The 18,816-nt window shown below is 38.7% G+C and carries 15 protein-coding genes; 8 read left to right on the top strand and 7 right to left on the bottom strand.

Annotation, left to right across the window (positions count from 1 at the left end; all coding sequences use genetic code 11):
* Window positions 1-246 precede the first annotated feature (246 nt).
* Together OKW21_RS05050 and OKW21_RS05045 are read left to right on the top strand one after the other, a co-directional pair.
* The gene (locus tag OKW21_RS05050; protein ID WP_277477888.1) at window positions 247-2,346 is read left to right on the top strand and encodes an OmpA family protein; all 2,100 of its coding nucleotides are present in this window, start codon (window positions 247-249) and stop codon (window positions 2,344-2,346) included.
* Between the two features lie 153 nt (window positions 2,347-2,499).
* A complete protein-coding gene (locus OKW21_RS05045) occupies window positions 2,500-3,210 on the top strand; it encodes an OmpA family protein (RefSeq protein WP_277477886.1) in 711 nt (236 codons plus the stop codon).
* On the opposite strand, the gene OKW21_RS05040 is transcribed toward OKW21_RS05045, so the two are convergent.
* Together OKW21_RS05040 and OKW21_RS05035 are read right to left on the bottom strand one after the other, a co-directional pair.
* The gene (locus OKW21_RS05040; protein ID WP_277477883.1) at window positions 3,205-4,251 is read right to left on the bottom strand and encodes a tetratricopeptide repeat protein; all 1,047 of its coding nucleotides are present in this window, start codon (window positions 4,249-4,251) and stop codon (window positions 3,205-3,207) included. The two genes, OKW21_RS05045 and OKW21_RS05040, sit on opposite strands and share 6 nt — an antisense overlap.
* Window positions 4,235-5,821, bottom strand: coding sequence for a M28 family peptidase (locus OKW21_RS05035; RefSeq protein ID WP_277477881.1), 1,587 nt, complete (start codon window positions 5,819-5,821; stop codon window positions 4,235-4,237). Before OKW21_RS05035 ends, OKW21_RS05040 begins: the two co-directional genes overlap by 17 nt.
* Window positions 5,822-6,187: 366 nt before the next feature.
* On the opposite strand from OKW21_RS05035, the gene OKW21_RS05030 reads away from it, so the two are divergent.
* Window positions 6,188-7,123 (top strand): hypothetical protein, encoded by a 936-nt coding sequence (locus tag OKW21_RS05030; protein WP_277477879.1) that lies wholly within the window; start codon window positions 6,188-6,190, stop codon window positions 7,121-7,123.
* Here the strand turns inward: OKW21_RS05030 and OKW21_RS05025 are convergent.
* From OKW21_RS05025 to OKW21_RS05005, 5 genes are all read right to left on the bottom strand, one after another.
* Entirely contained in the window at window positions 7,089-7,793 is a 705-nt protein-coding gene (locus tag OKW21_RS05025) for a hypothetical protein (RefSeq protein WP_277477876.1), read from the bottom strand. The genes OKW21_RS05030 and OKW21_RS05025 overlap by 35 nt on opposite strands.
* Before the next feature lie 12 nt (window positions 7,794-7,805).
* Window positions 7,806-9,125 (bottom strand): ABC1 kinase family protein, encoded by a 1,320-nt coding sequence (locus tag OKW21_RS05020; protein ID WP_277477872.1) that lies wholly within the window; start codon window positions 9,123-9,125, stop codon window positions 7,806-7,808.
* A gap of 48 nt (window positions 9,126-9,173) precedes the next feature.
* Entirely contained in the window at window positions 9,174-9,854 is a 681-nt protein-coding gene (locus OKW21_RS05015; protein ID WP_277477870.1) for a TetR/AcrR family transcriptional regulator, read from the bottom strand.
* 170 nt (window positions 9,855-10,024) lie between these two features.
* Entirely contained in the window at window positions 10,025-10,933 is a 909-nt protein-coding gene (locus OKW21_RS05010; protein WP_277477869.1) for an aldo/keto reductase, read from the bottom strand.
* A gap of 120 nt (window positions 10,934-11,053) precedes the next feature.
* Window positions 11,054-12,739 (bottom strand): AMP-binding protein, encoded by a 1,686-nt coding sequence (locus OKW21_RS05005; protein ID WP_277477867.1) that lies wholly within the window; start codon window positions 12,737-12,739, stop codon window positions 11,054-11,056.
* A 478-nt stretch (window positions 12,740-13,217) separates the two neighbouring features.
* Between OKW21_RS05005 and OKW21_RS05000 the strand changes: the two genes are divergently transcribed.
* The 5 genes from OKW21_RS05000 (at window position 13,218) to OKW21_RS04980 (ending at window position 18,804) form a co-directional block, all read left to right on the top strand.
* Complete coding sequence (locus tag OKW21_RS05000; RefSeq protein WP_277477865.1) at window positions 13,218-13,685, top strand: Lrp/AsnC ligand binding domain-containing protein; 468 nt, start codon at window positions 13,218-13,220, stop codon at window positions 13,683-13,685.
* Between the two features lie 180 nt (window positions 13,686-13,865).
* A complete protein-coding gene (gene sufB / locus OKW21_RS04995) occupies window positions 13,866-15,311 on the top strand; it encodes a Fe-S cluster assembly protein SufB (protein ID WP_277477863.1) in 1,446 nt (481 codons plus the stop codon).
* 91 nt (window positions 15,312-15,402) lie between these two features.
* On the top strand, window positions 15,403-16,164 hold the full coding sequence (sufC, locus tag OKW21_RS04990; RefSeq protein ID WP_277477861.1) for a Fe-S cluster assembly ATPase SufC: 762 nt from the start codon (window positions 15,403-15,405) through the stop codon (window positions 16,162-16,164).
* A 29-nt stretch (window positions 16,165-16,193) separates the two neighbouring features.
* Window positions 16,194-17,540: a Fe-S cluster assembly protein SufD gene (sufD, locus tag OKW21_RS04985; protein WP_277477859.1), complete on the top strand. Its 1,347-nt coding sequence runs from the start codon at window positions 16,194-16,196 to the stop codon at window positions 17,538-17,540.
* Between the two features lies 1 nt (window position 17,541).
* Window positions 17,542-18,804, top strand: a complete 1,263-nt coding sequence (locus OKW21_RS04980; protein ID WP_277477858.1) for an aminotransferase class V-fold PLP-dependent enzyme — start codon at window positions 17,542-17,544, stop codon at window positions 18,802-18,804.
* Window positions 18,805-18,816: the final 12 nt, after the last annotated feature.

The following is an 18,816-nucleotide window of genomic DNA, read 5'->3' as shown; positions in this document are numbered from 1 at the left end:
AGATATACCAATTACAAAATTTATAAACCAATTAATATTTAGTATTAAATTAATTATTTAAATTAAAAGAAAATTCTGTTTAAACGTTATAAATATAACTATTCAAACATTAAATTTTGATTTATCAACATTGTATTATTCTTATATCCATGTTTACAAACTTTTGTATCGGTATGAAAAATGAAACTATTCAGTAAGCAGGTGTATGAATGTGTTCATTTTTTATTTCAAAAGTTACTCACTACTATGAAAAAAAATTACTTGTTCTTTATAATATTCAGTATTTCTACTGTATTCACTATTAATCTACATGCCCAGGATGTGGAAACTTTATGGGCAAACAAAGTTATTGATGTTTCATCATCATATAAGCAAGGTTTGTTATTTAAAGATGGCCTGCGTTACAACAAATATCCTGCTGAAAGAATATTAGGCAATCCGGATGTTCTACCGGGAAATTCTGGAGACAGTCCCAATGCATGGGTACCTCAAAAACCTGACCGTAAAGAATTTGTAAAAATCGGTTTTGAGTATCCTATAAAAATACAGCAAATCGCTATTGCTGAGTCCAGAAACCCCGGTGCGGTTACTGAAATCTACACCTATGATTTGCAAGGCAATGAAGAGCTGGTTGCAGAGCTTGAGGCAAGCCCGGTTAATTCCAGTAGCAGGTTGTACAATGTATTTATTGATCCAACCGGCTATGAGGTATATTCCATAAAAATCGTGATAGACGGGAGTAAGGTAGCCGGCATTAATGCCATAGATGCAGTAGCGATTTCATCCTCACCCATCCCCATTAATGCAGAGATCAATATTGCAGAGAATGTCAATCCTAACCTGGAAACTGAAGTATTGGATTTCAATACTGAGCAAAATTTTATTAGCCTAAAACCTATCATAGCTCCTGACGGCAATATGTTATTTTTTAGCAGAAGGTCTCCTGAAAATGTAGGAGGAGAAACCGACCCCGAAGACATCTGGTACTCTGAAAGAAACCTAAGTACTAACAGTTGGAGTGACCCTAAAAATATTGGCCGTCCGCTAAATAATAAAGGAAGTAATTTTGTAAGTGCCGTTACGGTAGACGAGAATAATAATTATGTATTATTATTGGGTAATGCTTATCTGGATGACAATAAGATGATATCTGGAGTTTCCACCAGTACTAAACAAGAAAATGGCTGGTCAAATCCCAGATCTCAGAACATTAGTAATTTTTATAATTACGCAATGTCTGCCAACTATTTTCTTTCTAACGATCAAAGGTACTTACTGATGGCAGTAGAAAGAGACGATACCTATGGCGGACTTGATTTGTACATCAGTTTTAAGCAGGGCAGTAACAGCTGGACGCAACCCATCAATCTTGGAAACCAGATCAATACACCTGATATAGAATCTTCACCCTTTATCGCTGCTGATGATTCCACATTATTTTTCTCTTCAAGAGGCTATAGTGGCTTTGGAGGGGAAGATGTGTATGTTTCATACAGACTAGACGACAGCTGGCAAAACTGGTCTGAACCCAAAAACCTTGGATCAGACATCAATTCTTCGCGTGATGATACATTTTTTAATATTGGCCTCAATGAAGAATACGCTTATCTGACCCGTGGAAAAATTGACCAGGCAGACCTTTACCGTGTTACCATGCCGATCTTCACAAAACCTGCAGTGCCCGCTAACCAATATCTCGTACAGGGCCTGGTATATAATGTAAAAAATAATATGCCGGTAGACGCGGAAATAATTATCACTCCCATTTCTCAGGGTGAAGATAATATTGCCGAACAAAGTCAGGAAGATGGTAATTATTCCATAACATTAACGCCCGGTGAATATGAGATTTCCGCTAGAAAAGAGGGCTACACTAGCGTTGACCCTCAGCATATCAACCTTGCTGCACTTGACGATGATGGCGATAGGATAGTGCTTAGAGACTTGTACCTTATCCGTGACTTTAGAGATGTGGACATCAAAGACGAGTTATTAACAAACCGTGCAGCCATTGCAGCAGAAGAGGTATTATTTGATATCAACCAGGCGAAATTGAGTAAAAGAGCCTACCGACAGCTTCGGAGAGTCGCTGAGTTTATGAATGAAAACCCAGAAGCGAAATTACTCATCACTGGTCATACCTGTGATTTAGGAAGAAGTCAGTTCAATATGAAACTATCTCAAAACAGAGCAGAAGCCGTTGCAGGTTTTCTGGAAAGACAAGGTGTTTCCCCTTTAAGGATTGAAACAAGAGGTTATGGTGAAAGCGAGCCCTTGGTACAAAACTCAAATCCTTCCAATCGTAAAATAAACAGAAGAGTTGAGTTTACAGTGAGAGATAATTAAACTTTGATCAATATTTATACAGAGCTCTCTTTTATAAGGAGAGCTTTTTTTATGCGTGTACTAAAAAATATAATTATATAAATATTATATTTTATTATTTTAATAAATTTACTATCAAAATGAAAATTGCGTGTCAATTCAATAAGACTTATTATGTGCTGGATAAGGAATTGTGCCATTGTATTAGTATTCTTGGTAGTAGAAGGCTTCTTCCAACATACGATGGCAAATAATGACGATGAAGTACTTGTTAGGCTGGAAGGAAAAATCTTAGATGCAGCTACCCTAAAGCCGGTTTCTGCTAAATTTGTATATAAAATGATCCCTTCAGGCAGTGTAACCGGAATCAGAATGTTTGCAAACGAGAACGGAGAATACCTGGTACAGCTACAGAAATATCAAAAATACAAAATTGAAGTAAGCTCGGAGGATTATCAACCGCTGGAGATTGAGTTGAGCACAAACAATGATAGGATAATCCAAAATGACTTTCACTTATATAAAATCCCTCAAAAAGGCGAGGTGTTTGACCTTTCTGACAAAATTTACTTTGAAAGAGGAAAGTTTACCATCAACGAAGCTTCCATTCCTACACTTCAAGCCCTGGCCGATATCATGCAAGCTCACCCGGATATGAAAATACGTCTGGAAGGCCATACTGATAGGGGCACATTAAAATCATTATTCTATTTATCAGAAAACCGTGTTGAGGAAGTAAAAAGATACTTAGTAGAAGTAAATGGAGTAAACAAAAAGAGAATCAAGACGAAAGCATTTGGTGGCACCAAGCCTATTTCTAATGAAAAATCTGCAAAAGCAAGAAAGCAAAACAGGAGAGTGGAAGTAAGAGTGATTCAACTATAGGCAATGCTGCTGATAAATGCTATCTACTTCTTCAATATGTGTTAATTTAGCGGCATTAAGGGCATTACATGCTTCTTCATTCTCCCCAATCTCTATCAAAGCCAGCCCCAGATAATAATGAGTTTTATCAGTTCGCTTATTTATTGACAAAGCCTGCCTGAGCAAGCGAACTGCTTCCTCCGCATGTCCACTCATCAGATAGTATAAACCTTTATTCCGATAGGCATAGCTATTTTGCGTATCTAACTTGATACTTTGATTGATATCCAGTTTTGCCCGCTCTAAGCTATCCATCTGCAGAAACAAATAGCCTCTATTATTCAGATAGTAAGGTTGATAAGGTGCCAATGCTAATGATTTATTGAATGCTTTGAGTGCTTCCTGATAATCTTTTTCCTCAGTTAAAATCAACCCTTTGACATTGTAAGCATTCGCCTCTTTACTATTGAGCAAAAGGGCTTTATTAATATCTTTTTTTGCCGAGTCCAAATTTTGCTGATAGTAATATACAGTACCTCGGTTGACAAATGCCTCCGCATTGGTAGAATCTAACAAAATTGCCTGATTCATGGCTTGGACGGCCCTTTCGTACTCGCCTGCCTCGCTTAACGTAAGTCCTTTAGTGAAAAAAACATAAGCAGAATCCGGATAGTATTTTTGCACGCTATCCAGATCCTGAAGGCTTTGATCAAGTTTACCTAACTCATAGTAAGCATTGGCTCTGTTATAGAAAGCATCTGCATAGCTTTCCTTGAGATTGATTGCTTGGTTATAATCAAGAACAGCTTTCCCGTATTTACCTTCTTCATAAAGGGCTATCCCTCTATTGTTATACGCATCGGCAAAAGTAGAATCAATATTTATGGCTTCGTTATAATAACGGATCGCCTCATTATATTCTCCTTCATTAAGCTTAACATTAGCTTTGACAAAGAATGAGTCTCTTTCACGTGTAATATTTTTTTCACAGGCAGTTAGTAATGCAATACCCAAAAATATACTTAACAATCCTGCAATTTGAACTTTACTCTCCTGCAACATCTACTTCTATTCTTTTATCCTGATTGGCGAGTTTCCATGCCGTATGGAAAACCAACCTTGCTCTTCGTTCTAACAAATCGTAGCGAATCTTATCGGGAGTATCACTAGGCTGATGATAATCTTGATGCACTCCGTTGAAGTAAAAAATAATAGGTACCCTGTGCTTGGCAAAATTATAATGATCAGAGCGATAGTAAAAACGGTTGGGATCATCCGACGCATTATATTTATAATCTAATATAAGATTGGTATATATAGCATTGGCCTCTTCGTTGATCTGATGTAATTCAGTACTAAGTCGGTCTGAACCAATAATATATACATACTCAGGATTATTTTCATGCTCTACGTCTGTTCTTCCAATCATATCAATATTGAGATTAGCAATTGTATTCTCAAGGGGGATAACTGGATTACTAGTATAGTATTCTGAACCCAAAAGACCTTTTTCCTCTCCAGATACATTCATAAACAAAAGGCTGCGACGAGGTCCATTTCCCTCTCCCTTTGCTTCGGCAAAAGCTTCAGCGATTTCCATAACTGCTACAGTTCCACTTCCATCATCGTCTGCGCCATTATATACCTGCCCGTCGGTAGTCCCCACATGATCGTAATGAGAAGTAATTACAATTACCTCATCCTTGAGGTCGCTACCTTCGATATATGCTAATACATTGGAAGTAGTTATTTTTTCCTCATGCTTCTCCAAAGCCAGTTGGATATCTGCTTTAACATTAAATGGTTTTGATTTTCCCTTCTTACTGATTTTGCGTTTGATCTTTTCAAGATCTTTTTTGCCCAGTATCGCCTGAGCCAGTTTAGGAGAAACAAAAACAAAGTTGGTACTGATCTCAGGAGTGTTTTGGGGCAATAGCATAGAAGGCATTTGAACATACGCACCATAACGACGCGAATTAGAAGCAAAATTTTCATCTATCATCATAACAATACTTGCCCCCTTGTCAGCAGCAATTTCCTGCTTAGTACGCATGCTCGCAGAAAAATTAGAAGTAAACCTGGATTTAGCAGTGGTACCCGTGACAAAGTAAGTGCTATCAGCAGCCATAGGTTCTCCAGAGAGAATCATCAGTGCATCGCCATTTATTTCCAGTTTTTTGTAGTCATTATACTTTTCGCTCTCAATACCATAGCCTGCAAAAGTTACACTTTCTATTGATTCACTCAATCCCTGATTCATACGGGGAAAACCGTAAAAATCTTCAATAAAGTTAAATTTTTGACCATTTACTTCTATGCTAGGTGCATCCCACTTGGACTCAACTACCGGAAAAGGCTGCTGATATTTACTTCCCTCTACTATACCCTCAAGTTGATTTCCCTGATAATGTTTGATCAGATAATCTGCTGCCATTTTCAACTCCTCAGAGCCTGTATCTCTACCTCCAAACGAGTCAGAAGCAAATGTGTAAAGATGCTCTTTTAATTCTTCCGCAGTGATTGTATTGCCATATTCAAGAGCAACAGAATCAATTGGCTGTTGAGCTTTAGTGTGAAGGCTTGTTAAAAGAGCTAATGCCAGCAGCATTATCCATTTTCTCATCATTCTCATGTTCTTAACTTTTATAAAATATTGTTTAAAGCCTAACAAACTGAAGTATCAAATTATTCATTTGCTATTTTTTGAAAAGTCCTGAAAAATCAACTGCGTTTTAAAATTATGTGTTTTATTAAGCTTATGATATTTTCAAAGAATGTAAATATACATTTGCCCTTCAAACTTTCTATCCGTCTAAGTACAATTAAGGATCTTTAAAAAGCTTCTTAAGCTCTTAAAAAATCAGTCTGAATATAATTTAGTTTTATCTCATTATTTTCTTTTTACTTTAAAATAGTCAGTGTTAATTTGACTTGTATGTCTATAAGTCAGGACACTAGATAATCGTGTTCGCTACGATTATTATCTAACAAGCATAGCATGAAGTCATTTTCTCCTTTTCTTGTATTTTTTGTGCTTTTCACTAGCCTGGCCAGCTGTCAGGAAAATGAAGAGCATACCACCGGCAATGAAGATGCTGCTCCCCATATTTTTGGGCCGGCAGAAGATTTGGGTGAATTATCAGACGATAGGATTACTGAAGCATCCGGTATTGCCGCTAGCAACAAAATTGAACAGGCACTATGGGTACATAACGACAGTGGCAACGAGCCTGAATTATTCCTGATCAGCTCACAGGCAAAAATACTCAAGACTTTCTATATCAAAGGGGTTGAAAACAGAGATTGGGAAGATATGACACTTGGACCAGGACCAATAGACGGACAAACATACCTTTACCTGGGTGAAATAGGTGATAACAACACCCAATATGATAATAAATACATTTACAGGCTACTAGAGCCGGAAGTTGATACAAATGCCGAAAAAGTTGATACCATCAGTAGAATAGAAACTATTGCGTTTCAATATCCCGAAAAAACTCAGAATGCCGAGGCCTTGCTGATAGACCCTTTAAGCAAAGACATTTATATCATCGCAAAAAACTTGGAGAATCCAGCGCTTTATCGCTTAGCTTACGCAAAGCAATCTACAACTCAGACAGCAATTTTAGAAAAAACAGGCTTGTTAAATATTGAGTCCAAAGGTCCACCTGATTTAATAACAGCAGCTGACATAAGTACGGATGGGCTGGAAGTTTTAGTGAAAACTTATGGCGCTATTTATTACTGGAGGCGTGAAGACGGACAAACATCTATTCCTTCATTGTTGCAAACCAAACCAGACACTTTAGCATATACACCGGAGCCACAGGGAGAAGCCATCACATTTACTCCTAAAGGAGATGGATTTTATACCATTAGTGAAAAGCGATTCGGAATTATCCCTCATCTGTTTTTTTATCCGCGGGAGTAACTTGCGGAGATAGTTTATGATCCAGCTTAATGATGGTTAAAGGTGTACCAGGCCCGCCGTTTGTACCTTCAAACTTCAGAAAAAGCCCGGTCTCACGCTCATACCAACAGTAGGCAGACCACAACTTTGATAACAACATACCATCCAAAGTCAATTTGACTTTGACTGTCTGATATTCTTCTCCTGAAAGTTCTATGGCCTCTTGCCCAACTTTCTCTGCTCTGAACTCAATAGGGTCCAAATCGGAAGATAATTTCAGTGTCCAGAAAACTAACTCATCTTCATTTCCGATAGCCCAACTGCTCAAACCATGGTCCAGCTTGTTGATCCAGCGTTTTTCGTCAATTTCAACAGTTTTCTGGATTCTCTCTCCCTTAAACACACCATCAATATGGATAAAATTACCTTTTCTTACGGCTTCAAAATCATGAATGTCTTTTTCGTCCTTGTGCAACCACTTTTGCGTATAGCCTACCGGAGAAAAAATATGCTTTGAATACGTATGAATATCTGTAAATACCAGTTCTTTACCATTGGAAAGTGGAGTAATATTGATGTTCAGACGCATTTTTTCATTATTTGTGACTTCCAGGTACTCCAGCTCTTGCGATAACCCGATAAGAGGAGTGATAAGGATGCTACTCAAAGTGATCAAAAAAAATATACGCATTAATACCTTGAGTTAAGCTTCCTGAACCTGTAACCACTCTGGCTTTCTTGTGACTACATTAGCTTGTAAAGCGTTGAGAAGATTATATAAGCCAAAATATGTACGGTTGATATACAATGCATCCCGAGGTCCACGAGCAGAGCGTGACTCTCTTACTTCTTTCATATTAGAAACCTTTTCACTCAACGCAAAAATCTGCTGAAAGTAAGTGTCATCAGCAAAGTCAAACTCATCATGATGAAATGGTTTTCCTAATAAGCCGATCATCTCTTTGAAGATTCCCTTGAACAACTTTTTGTCCTGCTCACTATCATTCTCGTTGATAAACTGCAAATCAAAGAAGATATCATCTAACTCCTGCTCATTGATAAGCATATCTTTACGAATCAATTTGAAGTACTTTTGGTAGAAATCTTCAGGAATTACTTTGACACAGCCAAAATCAATAATGCCCAGTGTGCCATCTTTTCTCATCAGAAAGTTACCAGGATGAGGATCAGCATGTACTTGCTGTAATTGATGGATCTGGAAATCATAAAAATCCCAAAGAGCCTGACCAATACTATTGCGAACTTCCTGAGAGGGGTTATCCTGTAAAAACTCTTTCATATGCTTTCCCTCCAGCCAATCCATGGTGATGATCTTCTCACAGGACAATTCCGGGTAATAATTAGGGAAATATAAATTATCTATATGCCCACACTGCTCAGAAATCTCAACAGAGCGTTTCAGTTCAAGATCATAATCCGTTTCCTCCAAAAGTTTGGATTCTACTTCTTCCATATAGTGATCCAAATCTCTCTCATTGATATTGAACAATCTAATGGCGAAAGGTTTAACAATTTTCAGATCTGAGCTTACACTACTCGCCACCCCTGGGTACTGAATTTTTACTGCTAAAGTTTTTCCCTCCAAAGTGGCTTCATGTACCTGACCTATTGACGCTGCGTTTTTCGCATTCTTGCTGAAAGTGTCATACAGCTGATCGGGTGACTTACCAAAATATTTATTGAATGTTTTAATAACCAGAGGAAATGATAGTGGCGGGGCACTATACTGTGCCATAGCAAAGCGGTCGCCATAAGCAGTAGGCAACAGATTTTTGTCCATGCTCATCATCTGAAGTACTTTGAGGGCACTTCCCTTCAGTTCGCTCAGGCCTTCGTATATATCTTCCGCATTATCCAGATGCAAATCTTCGCGGCTATGTTGAGGGTTGAATGCTCTTTTTGCGTAATATTTAACGTAATTTCCTCCTACTTTTGCTCCGGTACGCACAAATCTGCTGGCCCTCTGCACTTTGGAGGTAGGTATTCTTGATTGCTCCTTCATTAGTTTCTGATACTTATGGTAAATAATTTGAGATGGAACGCAGTTTCTCTACTTACGTCCCTGATATAGAAAGCGGGCAAAGTCAAAAGCAGCATCCAATGCGCTTCGACTCATCAAATCAAATGAGAGGTTAACAGCCTTTTCTATAGCGGCGTCTGTACGCTCAAACCCCTGGCTATCGTCATTAACCCAAAACTTAAGCACGAACAAAAGCTGTTGCCATAAGCCATTGTCATAACGATTTCCGACAATCGGACGGTCCACAATCTCTTCTGTTTCTTTACCTTCTGATAATAGTTCGTTGGCAAAATCAAGAAAAGATGCCTTGAAAGCACTTAAAAAATCAGTGTTTGTCCACATTAAGCCCCGCCTTTTCACTTGTCCAACTGAATAAGTTACGTAGCTTCGGTTATCTTTGAGTATTTCTATCCAAGTATAGTAGAATGCAAGAAGCTTTTCCCTTACTGTGTACTCATTATAAACACTTTCACTCTGAATTCTAGATAGCGTTTCATCCAGGTATCCTTTCCAAATATCTTTATCTATGGCAGAAAAGGAATTGTAGTAATCGTAAAAAACACCTTCTTTCATTTTAAGCTGCTTCATAAATTGGTAAACTGAAGCAGGCTGTTTGCCATGTTCTAGAAGATAGTCTATATATGCCTCCTTAATTTTGGAGGACTGATCAGTATTGGCTTTACTGCTTTTTTTTGTCGCTGAATTTTCCATGCTTTAATAACTGCATTTGCTCCAATAAAGTTGACTAAAGAGTTTAAAAATTGTTTAATTATCAACACGTAATTATTAAACAAAATGTTGTGCTTATTTTTTTGCCACCAGCAGAAAAAAAACAGATTCATACGATTATCGTACTATATACATCGCGGAGCAATAAATTTTCAGGGGATCTGTCCTCCTGCCGCAACCCATAACTGAAACCATTCTTCTCTTGTAAGCTGTATAGTTTCTGACATTGCTGCAGCACAAATTCTTTCTAATTTTCTCGTTCCCAGAATAGGTAACAAGTTAGCAGGGTGATGAAAAAGCCAGGCAAGCGCAAGCTGATCGTAGCCTGCACCACCATACTTGTCGCTTAGTTCACTCATTGCTTTATGTAATCTTTTGTTTCCTTCACTATTGCTAAAAAGAGAACCTCCTCCAAACGGTGACCAGGCCATGGGAGATTTTTTATGTTGCATGAGGTAATCAATATTACCATCCAGAAAAGCATCTCTCTTCAACAAAGAGGCTTCAAGCTGATTGGTAACTAAAGGGGTTCTCATACGGGATTGTAGCAATTCAAACTGTCGTACAGTAAAGTTAGAGACCCCAAAATGAAAAACCTTTCCATGTTCATTAAGTAGCATAAAAGCCTCAGCGATCTCATCAGGGTTCATCAGCGGATCAGGGCGATGGAGTAAAAGCAAGTCTATATGATCCACCCCTAGCACTTTCAAAGAATTTTCTACTGAAGCAATAATATGGTTTTTGGTAGTATCATAATGTTTGATATAATGAGAAGGACGCTTATCTGAGATCAGCTTAATACCACATTTAGTGACTATCTCAATTTTATATTTAAGAGAAGGATTAAGTTCCAGCGCCTTGCCGAATAGCGCTTCGCTACCATAATCACCATAAATATCTGCTTCATCAAATGTAGTAATGCCCAAATCAACACACTGCTCTATCATGCCAAGTGTCTCTTGAGAAGATTGAGGAGGTTGATCTAACAATCGCCAGGTACCCGTAACCAGACGAGAAAACTCAGGTCCGTCTGAACATAGTTTGGTTCTGCTTACGCTCATAATTAGGTCAGATTAGTAGTAATGATTGTCAAGTATGCTAAAATTAATATGTAGAGATAAAAAAAGCATGAAGTTTTACCTCATGCTTCTTTCATTACAAACTTAGTCAAGCAAAACGGATCAAACTTTCGTTTCACCCTCCTTCAATAACCTTCTCAGAATTTTGCCTACATTAGATTTGGGTAACTCATCCCGGAATTCAATGAATTTGGGTACTTTGTAAGGAGTCATGTTCTCCTTGCAATATTCTTTTAATTCCTGTGCCGTCAGGCTCGGGTCTTTTTTCACTACACATATTTTTACAACTTCAGTTGATTTTTCGTCGGGCACGCCGATGGCACCAACTTCCATCACTTTGGGATGTGCTGCTACAGTGTCTTCAATGTCATTTGGATACACATTAAATCCAGACACATTGATCATCTCTTTTTTCCTGTCTATGATCTTTACAAACCCATCATTGTCCATAATACCAATATCTCCGGTTTTGAACCATCCATCTTTGCTAAAGGCATTTTTGCTCTCCTCTTCCTTTTCCCAATAGCCGGACATCACCTGAGGACCTTTGGCATATATTTCACCTGCTTCACCAATAGGAACTTCCTGCTCATTATCATCCGCGATAATCAGTTTTGTGCTCGGTACCGGCAATCCAATCGTACCGATCCTTTCCTTCCCGTCTATTCTATTGGTAGTGAGTACCGGTGAAGTTTCAGTAAGGCCATAACCTTCTGCGATGCCAATCCCCGTCACTTGCTTAAATTTTTCAGCTACGACTTTCTGCACGGCCATACCTCCTGCACTCACCACTTTAAGGTGGCTAAAGTCCAGCTTCGTAAACTCAGTTTGATTCAGTAACGCATTGTAGAGGGTGTTCACTCCGGTAATGACTGTGAAAGGATACTTCTTAAGGTCCTTTAGAAATGACTTCATATCCCTGGGATTGGTGATCAGGATATTTTTAGCCCCAAGCTTAAGCATGCCCAGACAATTTACTGTAAAAGCATAGATATGGTACAGGGGCAAAGCTGTAATAATCACTTCCTCTCTTTCGTTAAGCCTCACCTTCATCCATATCACCATCTGCTCTATATTGGCAACCAGATTAGTGTGGGAAAGAATGGCCCCTTTGGAAATTCCGGTAGTACCTCCTGTATATTGTAAACAAGCCGTATCACTTCCTTTTATTTCTGGTTGCTTGAGCGTATATGACCTGCCTTTGCTCAGTGCATCATTTAATTTAATGGCTTGAGGGAGGTGATAAGTGGGAACCATCTTTTTAATGTTTTTTACCACGAAGTTAACTATCGTCTTCTTCAGCCCTCCCAGCCTATCTCCTATCTCTGTAATGATGACATGTTCAATAGCGGTTTTGTCAATGATTTTTTCAAGATTGCAAGCAAAATTTGCCAATATTACGATAGCCTTTACCCCTGAGTCTTTAAACTGATGTTCCATTTCTCTGGCAGTGTAAAGGGGATTTGTATTTACAATAATCAATCCCGCTCGTAATGCACCGAAGGCTACTATAGGATACTGCAGGAGATTGGGCAACTGAATGGCAATCCGATCTCCTTTTCGCAAGCCTAGCTCTTGCTGCAAAAAGGCCCCAAAATGTGCAGATTGCTCTCCCAATTCTTTAAAGCTTAAACTTTTACCCATGCACTCATAAGCAGTAAGGTCACTATATTTACTAAAGCATTCTTCAAAAAGCTCTGCTAATGACTCATATTCATGAGGGTTAATATCCTTAGGAACACTGTCAGGATAATTTTCTAACCAAGGCAACTCTTCTTTAACATTCATTTTAGTAGCTTAATTATTTTAAATAATTAAATAGTCATGCTAATAATATGAATATTATTTAAAATTTTCTAATGGAATGATTATAATTCGGAAGGATTGCAAAAAACTGGTTTAAGTGGATTTTTAAGTGGTAGTTATATACCAAAAAAGGCCATGAAAACTCATGGCCTTTTTTGAAAACAACATTAACCCAAAAAATGAAGTGCTGTAGGGGGAGGAATCGAACCTCCACGGAGCGGTTAGCGCTAATATAGATCAGCGTTTATTCCGTTGTCTCCACCCTCGAGACGGGAGGGCATGTCTGCCAGTTTCATCACCCTACAGTGTGATATAAGAGATTCGTTTATCTCTCTGTTCATTTGCTAAATTAAGATTTAATCTTTCAACTTAAAAAAAATTTAATAAATTTGATTAAAATTTATATATGTCGTAATTTTAAGCAGTTAAAATTAAACCAAACCTAATTTGCCCCATCAAAATGAGCAAAAATTTAGAAATTGATAACATCGACCTCAAAATCCTTGCACTACTATCTGAAGATGCAAAAATTCCTTACACTGAAATTGCCAAAAAAGTATACGTATCCGGGGGAACTGTTCACGTCCGCATGCGCAAAATGGAAGAGATGGGCATTGTGAGAGGCACTACCCTCAATATGGATTACTCAAAACTTGGCTACGATATTACAGCTTTTTTGGGAATTTACCTTGAAAAAAGTTCTTTGTACAACCAAGTGGTGGATGAACTTAAGAAAGTCCCTGAGGTAGTTAAGATTCACTATACTACTGGTAACTACAGTATCTTCATCAAAATCCATTGTCGGGATACCAAACATCTCAGAGAAGTTTTGCACGACAAAATCCAAAAAATTGATGGAATCGTGCGTACTGAAACGCTTATCTCTCTCGAAGAAAGCCTCAACCGTCATATTCAGCTTGGTGAATAAATAATAAATTTTGAACTGTAACACTGCTTGTTTAAATTCGTTCCAAATAAGTAATTAGTGGAAAAACGTCCACTCCAGCAATTTACAGTCAAATTTTGACACGTATGGAAACGTTTAATTTTTTTGCGTGTTAACCATATGTACAAGTCTTTAGAAATATTTGTTTACCAATAATTAACTATGAGTAAGGACAACCAGATTCTTGAGGAATTTACCAACTCAGATTATAAGTATGGCTTTGAATCTAATATTGAATCTGATTCAGCTCCCAAAGGTCTCAACGAAGATATTATAAGATTTATTTCTGCTAAAAAGGAAGAACCTGAATGGCTTTTGGAATGGCGCCTAAAAGCTTATCGTCATTGGCTTACCATGAAGGAGCCTAGCTGGCATAATGTAAAATATCCTGAAATTGATTACCAAGATATCATTTATTATGCAGCACCTAAGCAAAAGGTTAAACCGAAGAGTTTAGAAGAGGTTGATCCGGAATTGCTTGATACGTTTAAACGCCTTGGTATCTCTCTGGAAGAGCAAAAAAGGCTTACCGGTGTGGCAGTAGATGCGGTAATGGACAGTGTTTCAGTAGCTACTACTTTTAAGGAGAAGCTCGGCGATCTGGGAATTATTTTCTGCTCATTCAGCGAAGCTGTTCATAATCACCCTGAACTGGTAAAGAAGTATATTGGGTCAGTTGTCCCTCAGAATGATAATTATTTTGCCGCGCTAAATTCAGCAGTGTTTAGCGATGGATCTTTCTGCTACATTCCCAAAGGAGTAAGATGTCCTATGGAATTGTCTACATACTTCCGTATTAATGCGGCTAATACCGGACAGTTTGAGCGTACGCTTATCGTAGCCGAAGAGGGTTCTTATGTTAGTTATCTGGAAGGTTGTACCGCTCCTCAGCGTGACGAGAATCAGTTACATGCTGCAGTAGTAGAAATCTATGCCGCTAAAGATGCTGAAGTCAAATATTCTACCGTACAAAACTGGTATCCCGGTGACAAGAATGGTAAAGGTGGAATTTATAATTTTGTAACCAAGCGTGGCATCTGTTCAGGAGACAATTCTAAAATTTCCTGGACACAAGTAGAAACCGGATCTTCTGTGACCTGGAAATACCCAAGCTGTATTCTGAAAGGTGACAATTCCATCGGAGAGTTTTATTCTGTGGCAGTTACAAATAACTATCAGCAGGCTGATACCGGCACCAAAATGATACATATCGGTAAAAATACTAAGAGCCGTATCGTATCCAAAGGAGTATCAGCTGGGCATAGCCAGAACAGCTACCGTGGACTTGTAAAAGTAATGAAACGTGCAGATAACGCGCGTAACTTCTCCCAGTGCGATTCTTTATTGATGGGTGATCAATGTGGTGCGCACACCTTTCCTTATATAGAGTCTGATAACAATACTGCTCAGATAGAGCATGAAGCCACTACTTCTAAAATCGGCGAGGACCAGATTTTCTACTGTAATCAGCGAGGCATAGGTGAAGAAGATGCTGTCGCCCTGATTGTTAATGGGTACTGTAAAGAAGTATTAAATCAGCTGCCCATGGAGTTTGCAGTGGAAGCACAAAAGCTTCTGGCGCTTACATTAGAGGGTAGCGTAGGCTAATCAAACATTATTAATCTCGATATTTTATCAAATCAGAAGGTGGTTTCCTTCTGATTTTGTTTATACTATATACACATACACAAGTTGGAAGATGCTGAAGATAAATAACCTTAAAGCAAAAATAGAAGATAAAGATATCCTGAAGGGTATTAACCTGGAAGTAAAAGCCGGTGAGGTCCATGCCATCATGGGGCCTAATGGTTCTGGCAAAAGTACTCTGGCTTCAGTTATGGCCGGAAGAGAGGATTTTGAAGTTACTGAGGGTAGCATAGAATATCTTGGCAATGACCTTCTGGAGATGGATCCTGAAGAGCGTGCGCGTGAAGGCATATTTCTTGCCTTCCAGTACCCGGTTGAAATTCCTGGTGTGAGCACCACTAATTTTCTGAAAACAGCTATCAACCAGATTAGACAGCACAAAGGTCTGGACCCTCTGGATGCCGTATCTTTTCTTAAGACGATGAAAGAAAAGATGAAATTGGTAGATATTGATCAGTCTTTGTTGAACCGTTCATTAAATGAAGGCTTTTCCGGAGGAGAAAAGAAAAGAAATGAGATTTTCCAGATGGCAATGTTAGAGCCTAAATTATCCATTTTAGATGAGACAGACTCTGGTCTGGATATAGATGCGCTTCGTATTGTAGCAAATGGTGTCAATAAGCTTAAAAATAAAGATAATGCTACTATCGTAGTTACCCACTACCAGCGACTTCTTGAGTACATTATTCCTGATTATGTGCATGTCCTTTATAACGGAAGAATAGTAAAATCAGGTACCAAAGAGCTTGCTCTTGAACTTGAAGACAAAGGATATGACTGGATTAAAGAAATCGCCGATCAGGCTGTTGCTTAAATTTTTTATCAAACTTATAAAGCATAGCTATGAGTCAGGTAACAAAAAGTAAAAAGACAGATTTGACATCTGCTTTTATTGAGCAATATAGTCTGTCAGATAAGCAATCTTCAAATAATGCCCTTGCCTCCCTGCGCCAGGAAGCCATAGAGAGCTTTGCTGCCAAAGGTTTGCCGGCTAAAAAAGAAGAAGAATATAAGTATACCCCTATCACTCGGCAGTTAGAGAAGCAGTTCAATAGTTTGGATGTAACGCCATCTCCTACTCCCAAAATTTCTGCTGAGCTGGAGAAACAGGTTAAGGAGAATTTAGTAGATGTAGAAGCAAATCATTTAGTATTTGTCAATGGTCATTTTATAGAATCACTATCTACAAATGTCTCTTTGAGTGACGGAATAACTCTTCTGACACTTCAACAAGCATTTGAAGAGCAAAATGAAGAGCTAAGTGCGTATCTCGGTAAGCAAGCTGATGTGAATAGTGACCCTTTTATTGCGCTTAACACGGCAATGATTGATGACGGTGTTTTTTTACATGTCCCAAAAAATAAAGCTACTGAGAAACCTGTCATCACCTATTTTTTCAGTGATGCCAGTACAGATAATGTGATAGCGCATCCTCGTAACCTGTTTGTAGTAGAAGAAAACGCGCAAGCTCAGCTGATTGAGATATTCCATACTTTTGGAAAATCATCCAGTTATAATAATCCTGTTACAGAGGTTGTGCTCAAGGATGCTGCCCATCTACACTACTGCAAATATCAAAACGAAAGTGACGCAGCTTATCATACAGGCACCACGCAGATATTACAAGCACAGAATAGTCATTTCCACGGTACCAGTATTTCACTCAAAGGAGCCATGATCCGTAATAATATAAATGCTGTACTGGATGCTGAATACTGCGAATCGCATATGTATGGCCTCTATATGTTAGATGGTCAAAGCCATGTGGACAATCACACTTCTGTAGACCACAAAAAACCTAATGCTTTTAGCAATGAGCTGTACAAAGGTATTATGGATGATCAGTCTAAAGGTGTATTTAACGGGAAGATTTTTGTGCGTCCCAACGCACAAAAGACCAATGCTTTTCAGTCCAATGCTAATATTCTGCTCACTGATGAGGCCTCTATTGACACCAAACCCCAGTTGGAAATCTGGGCAGATGATGTAAAGTGTTCTCACGGTGCTACTACTGGGCAATTGGATGCAGAGCAAATGTTTTATCTTCAAACGCGCGGCCTGAGCAAAACCCAGGCCAGAGCTGTATTGCTCAAAGCTTTTGCCGGAGATGTAATTCAACACATCAAAACTGATGCACTTCTGGAGGTTATTGAACAGGAGATCAGTAAGCGTTTGGAAAAAGAGCTATAATATGAGCGATACTTCGTCTCAACATATCGATACCTTGAGTACAGCTTTTGACGTACAGGAAGTGCGTAAGCAGTTTCCTGTGCTGAGTCAAGAAGTTAATGGTAAACCCCTGGTTTATTTTGACAATGCTGCTACTACTCAGAAGCCTCAACAGGTTATAGATGCGCTGAACCATTATTACAAGCGCGATAACGCAAACATTCACAGAGGCATACATACTTTGGCAGAAAGGGCTACTGCGGATTTTGAAGCTACAAGACAGTCCTTAAAAAATTTTTTAGGTGCTCGCGAGGCTGAAGAAATCATTTTTACCAAAGGTACTACTGACAGTATCAATCTTGTAGCATCTTCATACGGGAGAGCCTTTGTGAAAGAGGGTGATGAAATCATCATTTCAGCAATGGAACATCATTCCAACATTGTTCCCTGGCAAATCCTGTGTGAAGAAAAAGGAGCTGAGCTGAAGATCATTCCGGTAAATGAGCAGGGAGAAATTATATTGGATGAATACCGCAAGCTGCTTAGCGAAAAAACTAAAATCGTCAGTGTTGTCTACGCTTCTAATAGCTTGGGAACAATTAATCCTGTGCAGGAAATCATTGAGCTGGCACATGCGCAGAATGCGGTAGTGATAGTAGATGGTGCTCAGGCATCAGCTCATTTGGAGATTGACGTTCAAAAACTAAATTGTGACTTTTATGCACTTTCTGCACATAAAATGTACGGGCCTACAGGTGTAGGGGTGCTTTATGGCAAAAGAAAGTTGCTGGAAAAGATGCCTCCTTACCAATCGGGTGGGGAAATGATCAGCAACGTAAGTTTTAAGCATACCACCTACAACGATATTCCTTACAAGTTTGAGGCAGGGACCCCCAATATAGCCGGAGTTGTGTCTTTTAAGCAGGCAATTGACTTCGTTCAAAAAATTGGAAAGCCACAAATACATACTTATGAGCAGGAACTGTTAACGTATGCCCAGCAGGAATTAGAAAAAATTGAAGGACTAAAAATTATCGGAACGGCTTCAACAAAGGTAAGTGTGGTTTCTTTTGTTGTGGAAGACATTTTTCATTTTGATTTGGGACAAATGCTGGATGCCCGTGGTGTAGCCATCCGTACTGGACACCACTGTACTCAACCCCTTATGGATTGGTATGGTATTGAAGGAACGGCCAGGGCTTCATTTTCTGTTTATAATACTAGAGAGGAAATTGATAGTATGCTGGAAGGTATACATAGAATTGTAAAAATGATGCGTAAATAAGCTGTTAATTAC

The sequence above is a fragment of the Catalinimonas alkaloidigena genome (genome assembly GCF_029504655.1).
Taxonomy (GTDB): Bacteria; Bacteroidota; Bacteroidia; order Cytophagales; family Cyclobacteriaceae; genus Catalinimonas; species Catalinimonas alkaloidigena.
Note: the sequence above shows the minus strand (reverse complement) of the source record. Positions and strands in the feature narration are given on the sequence as shown.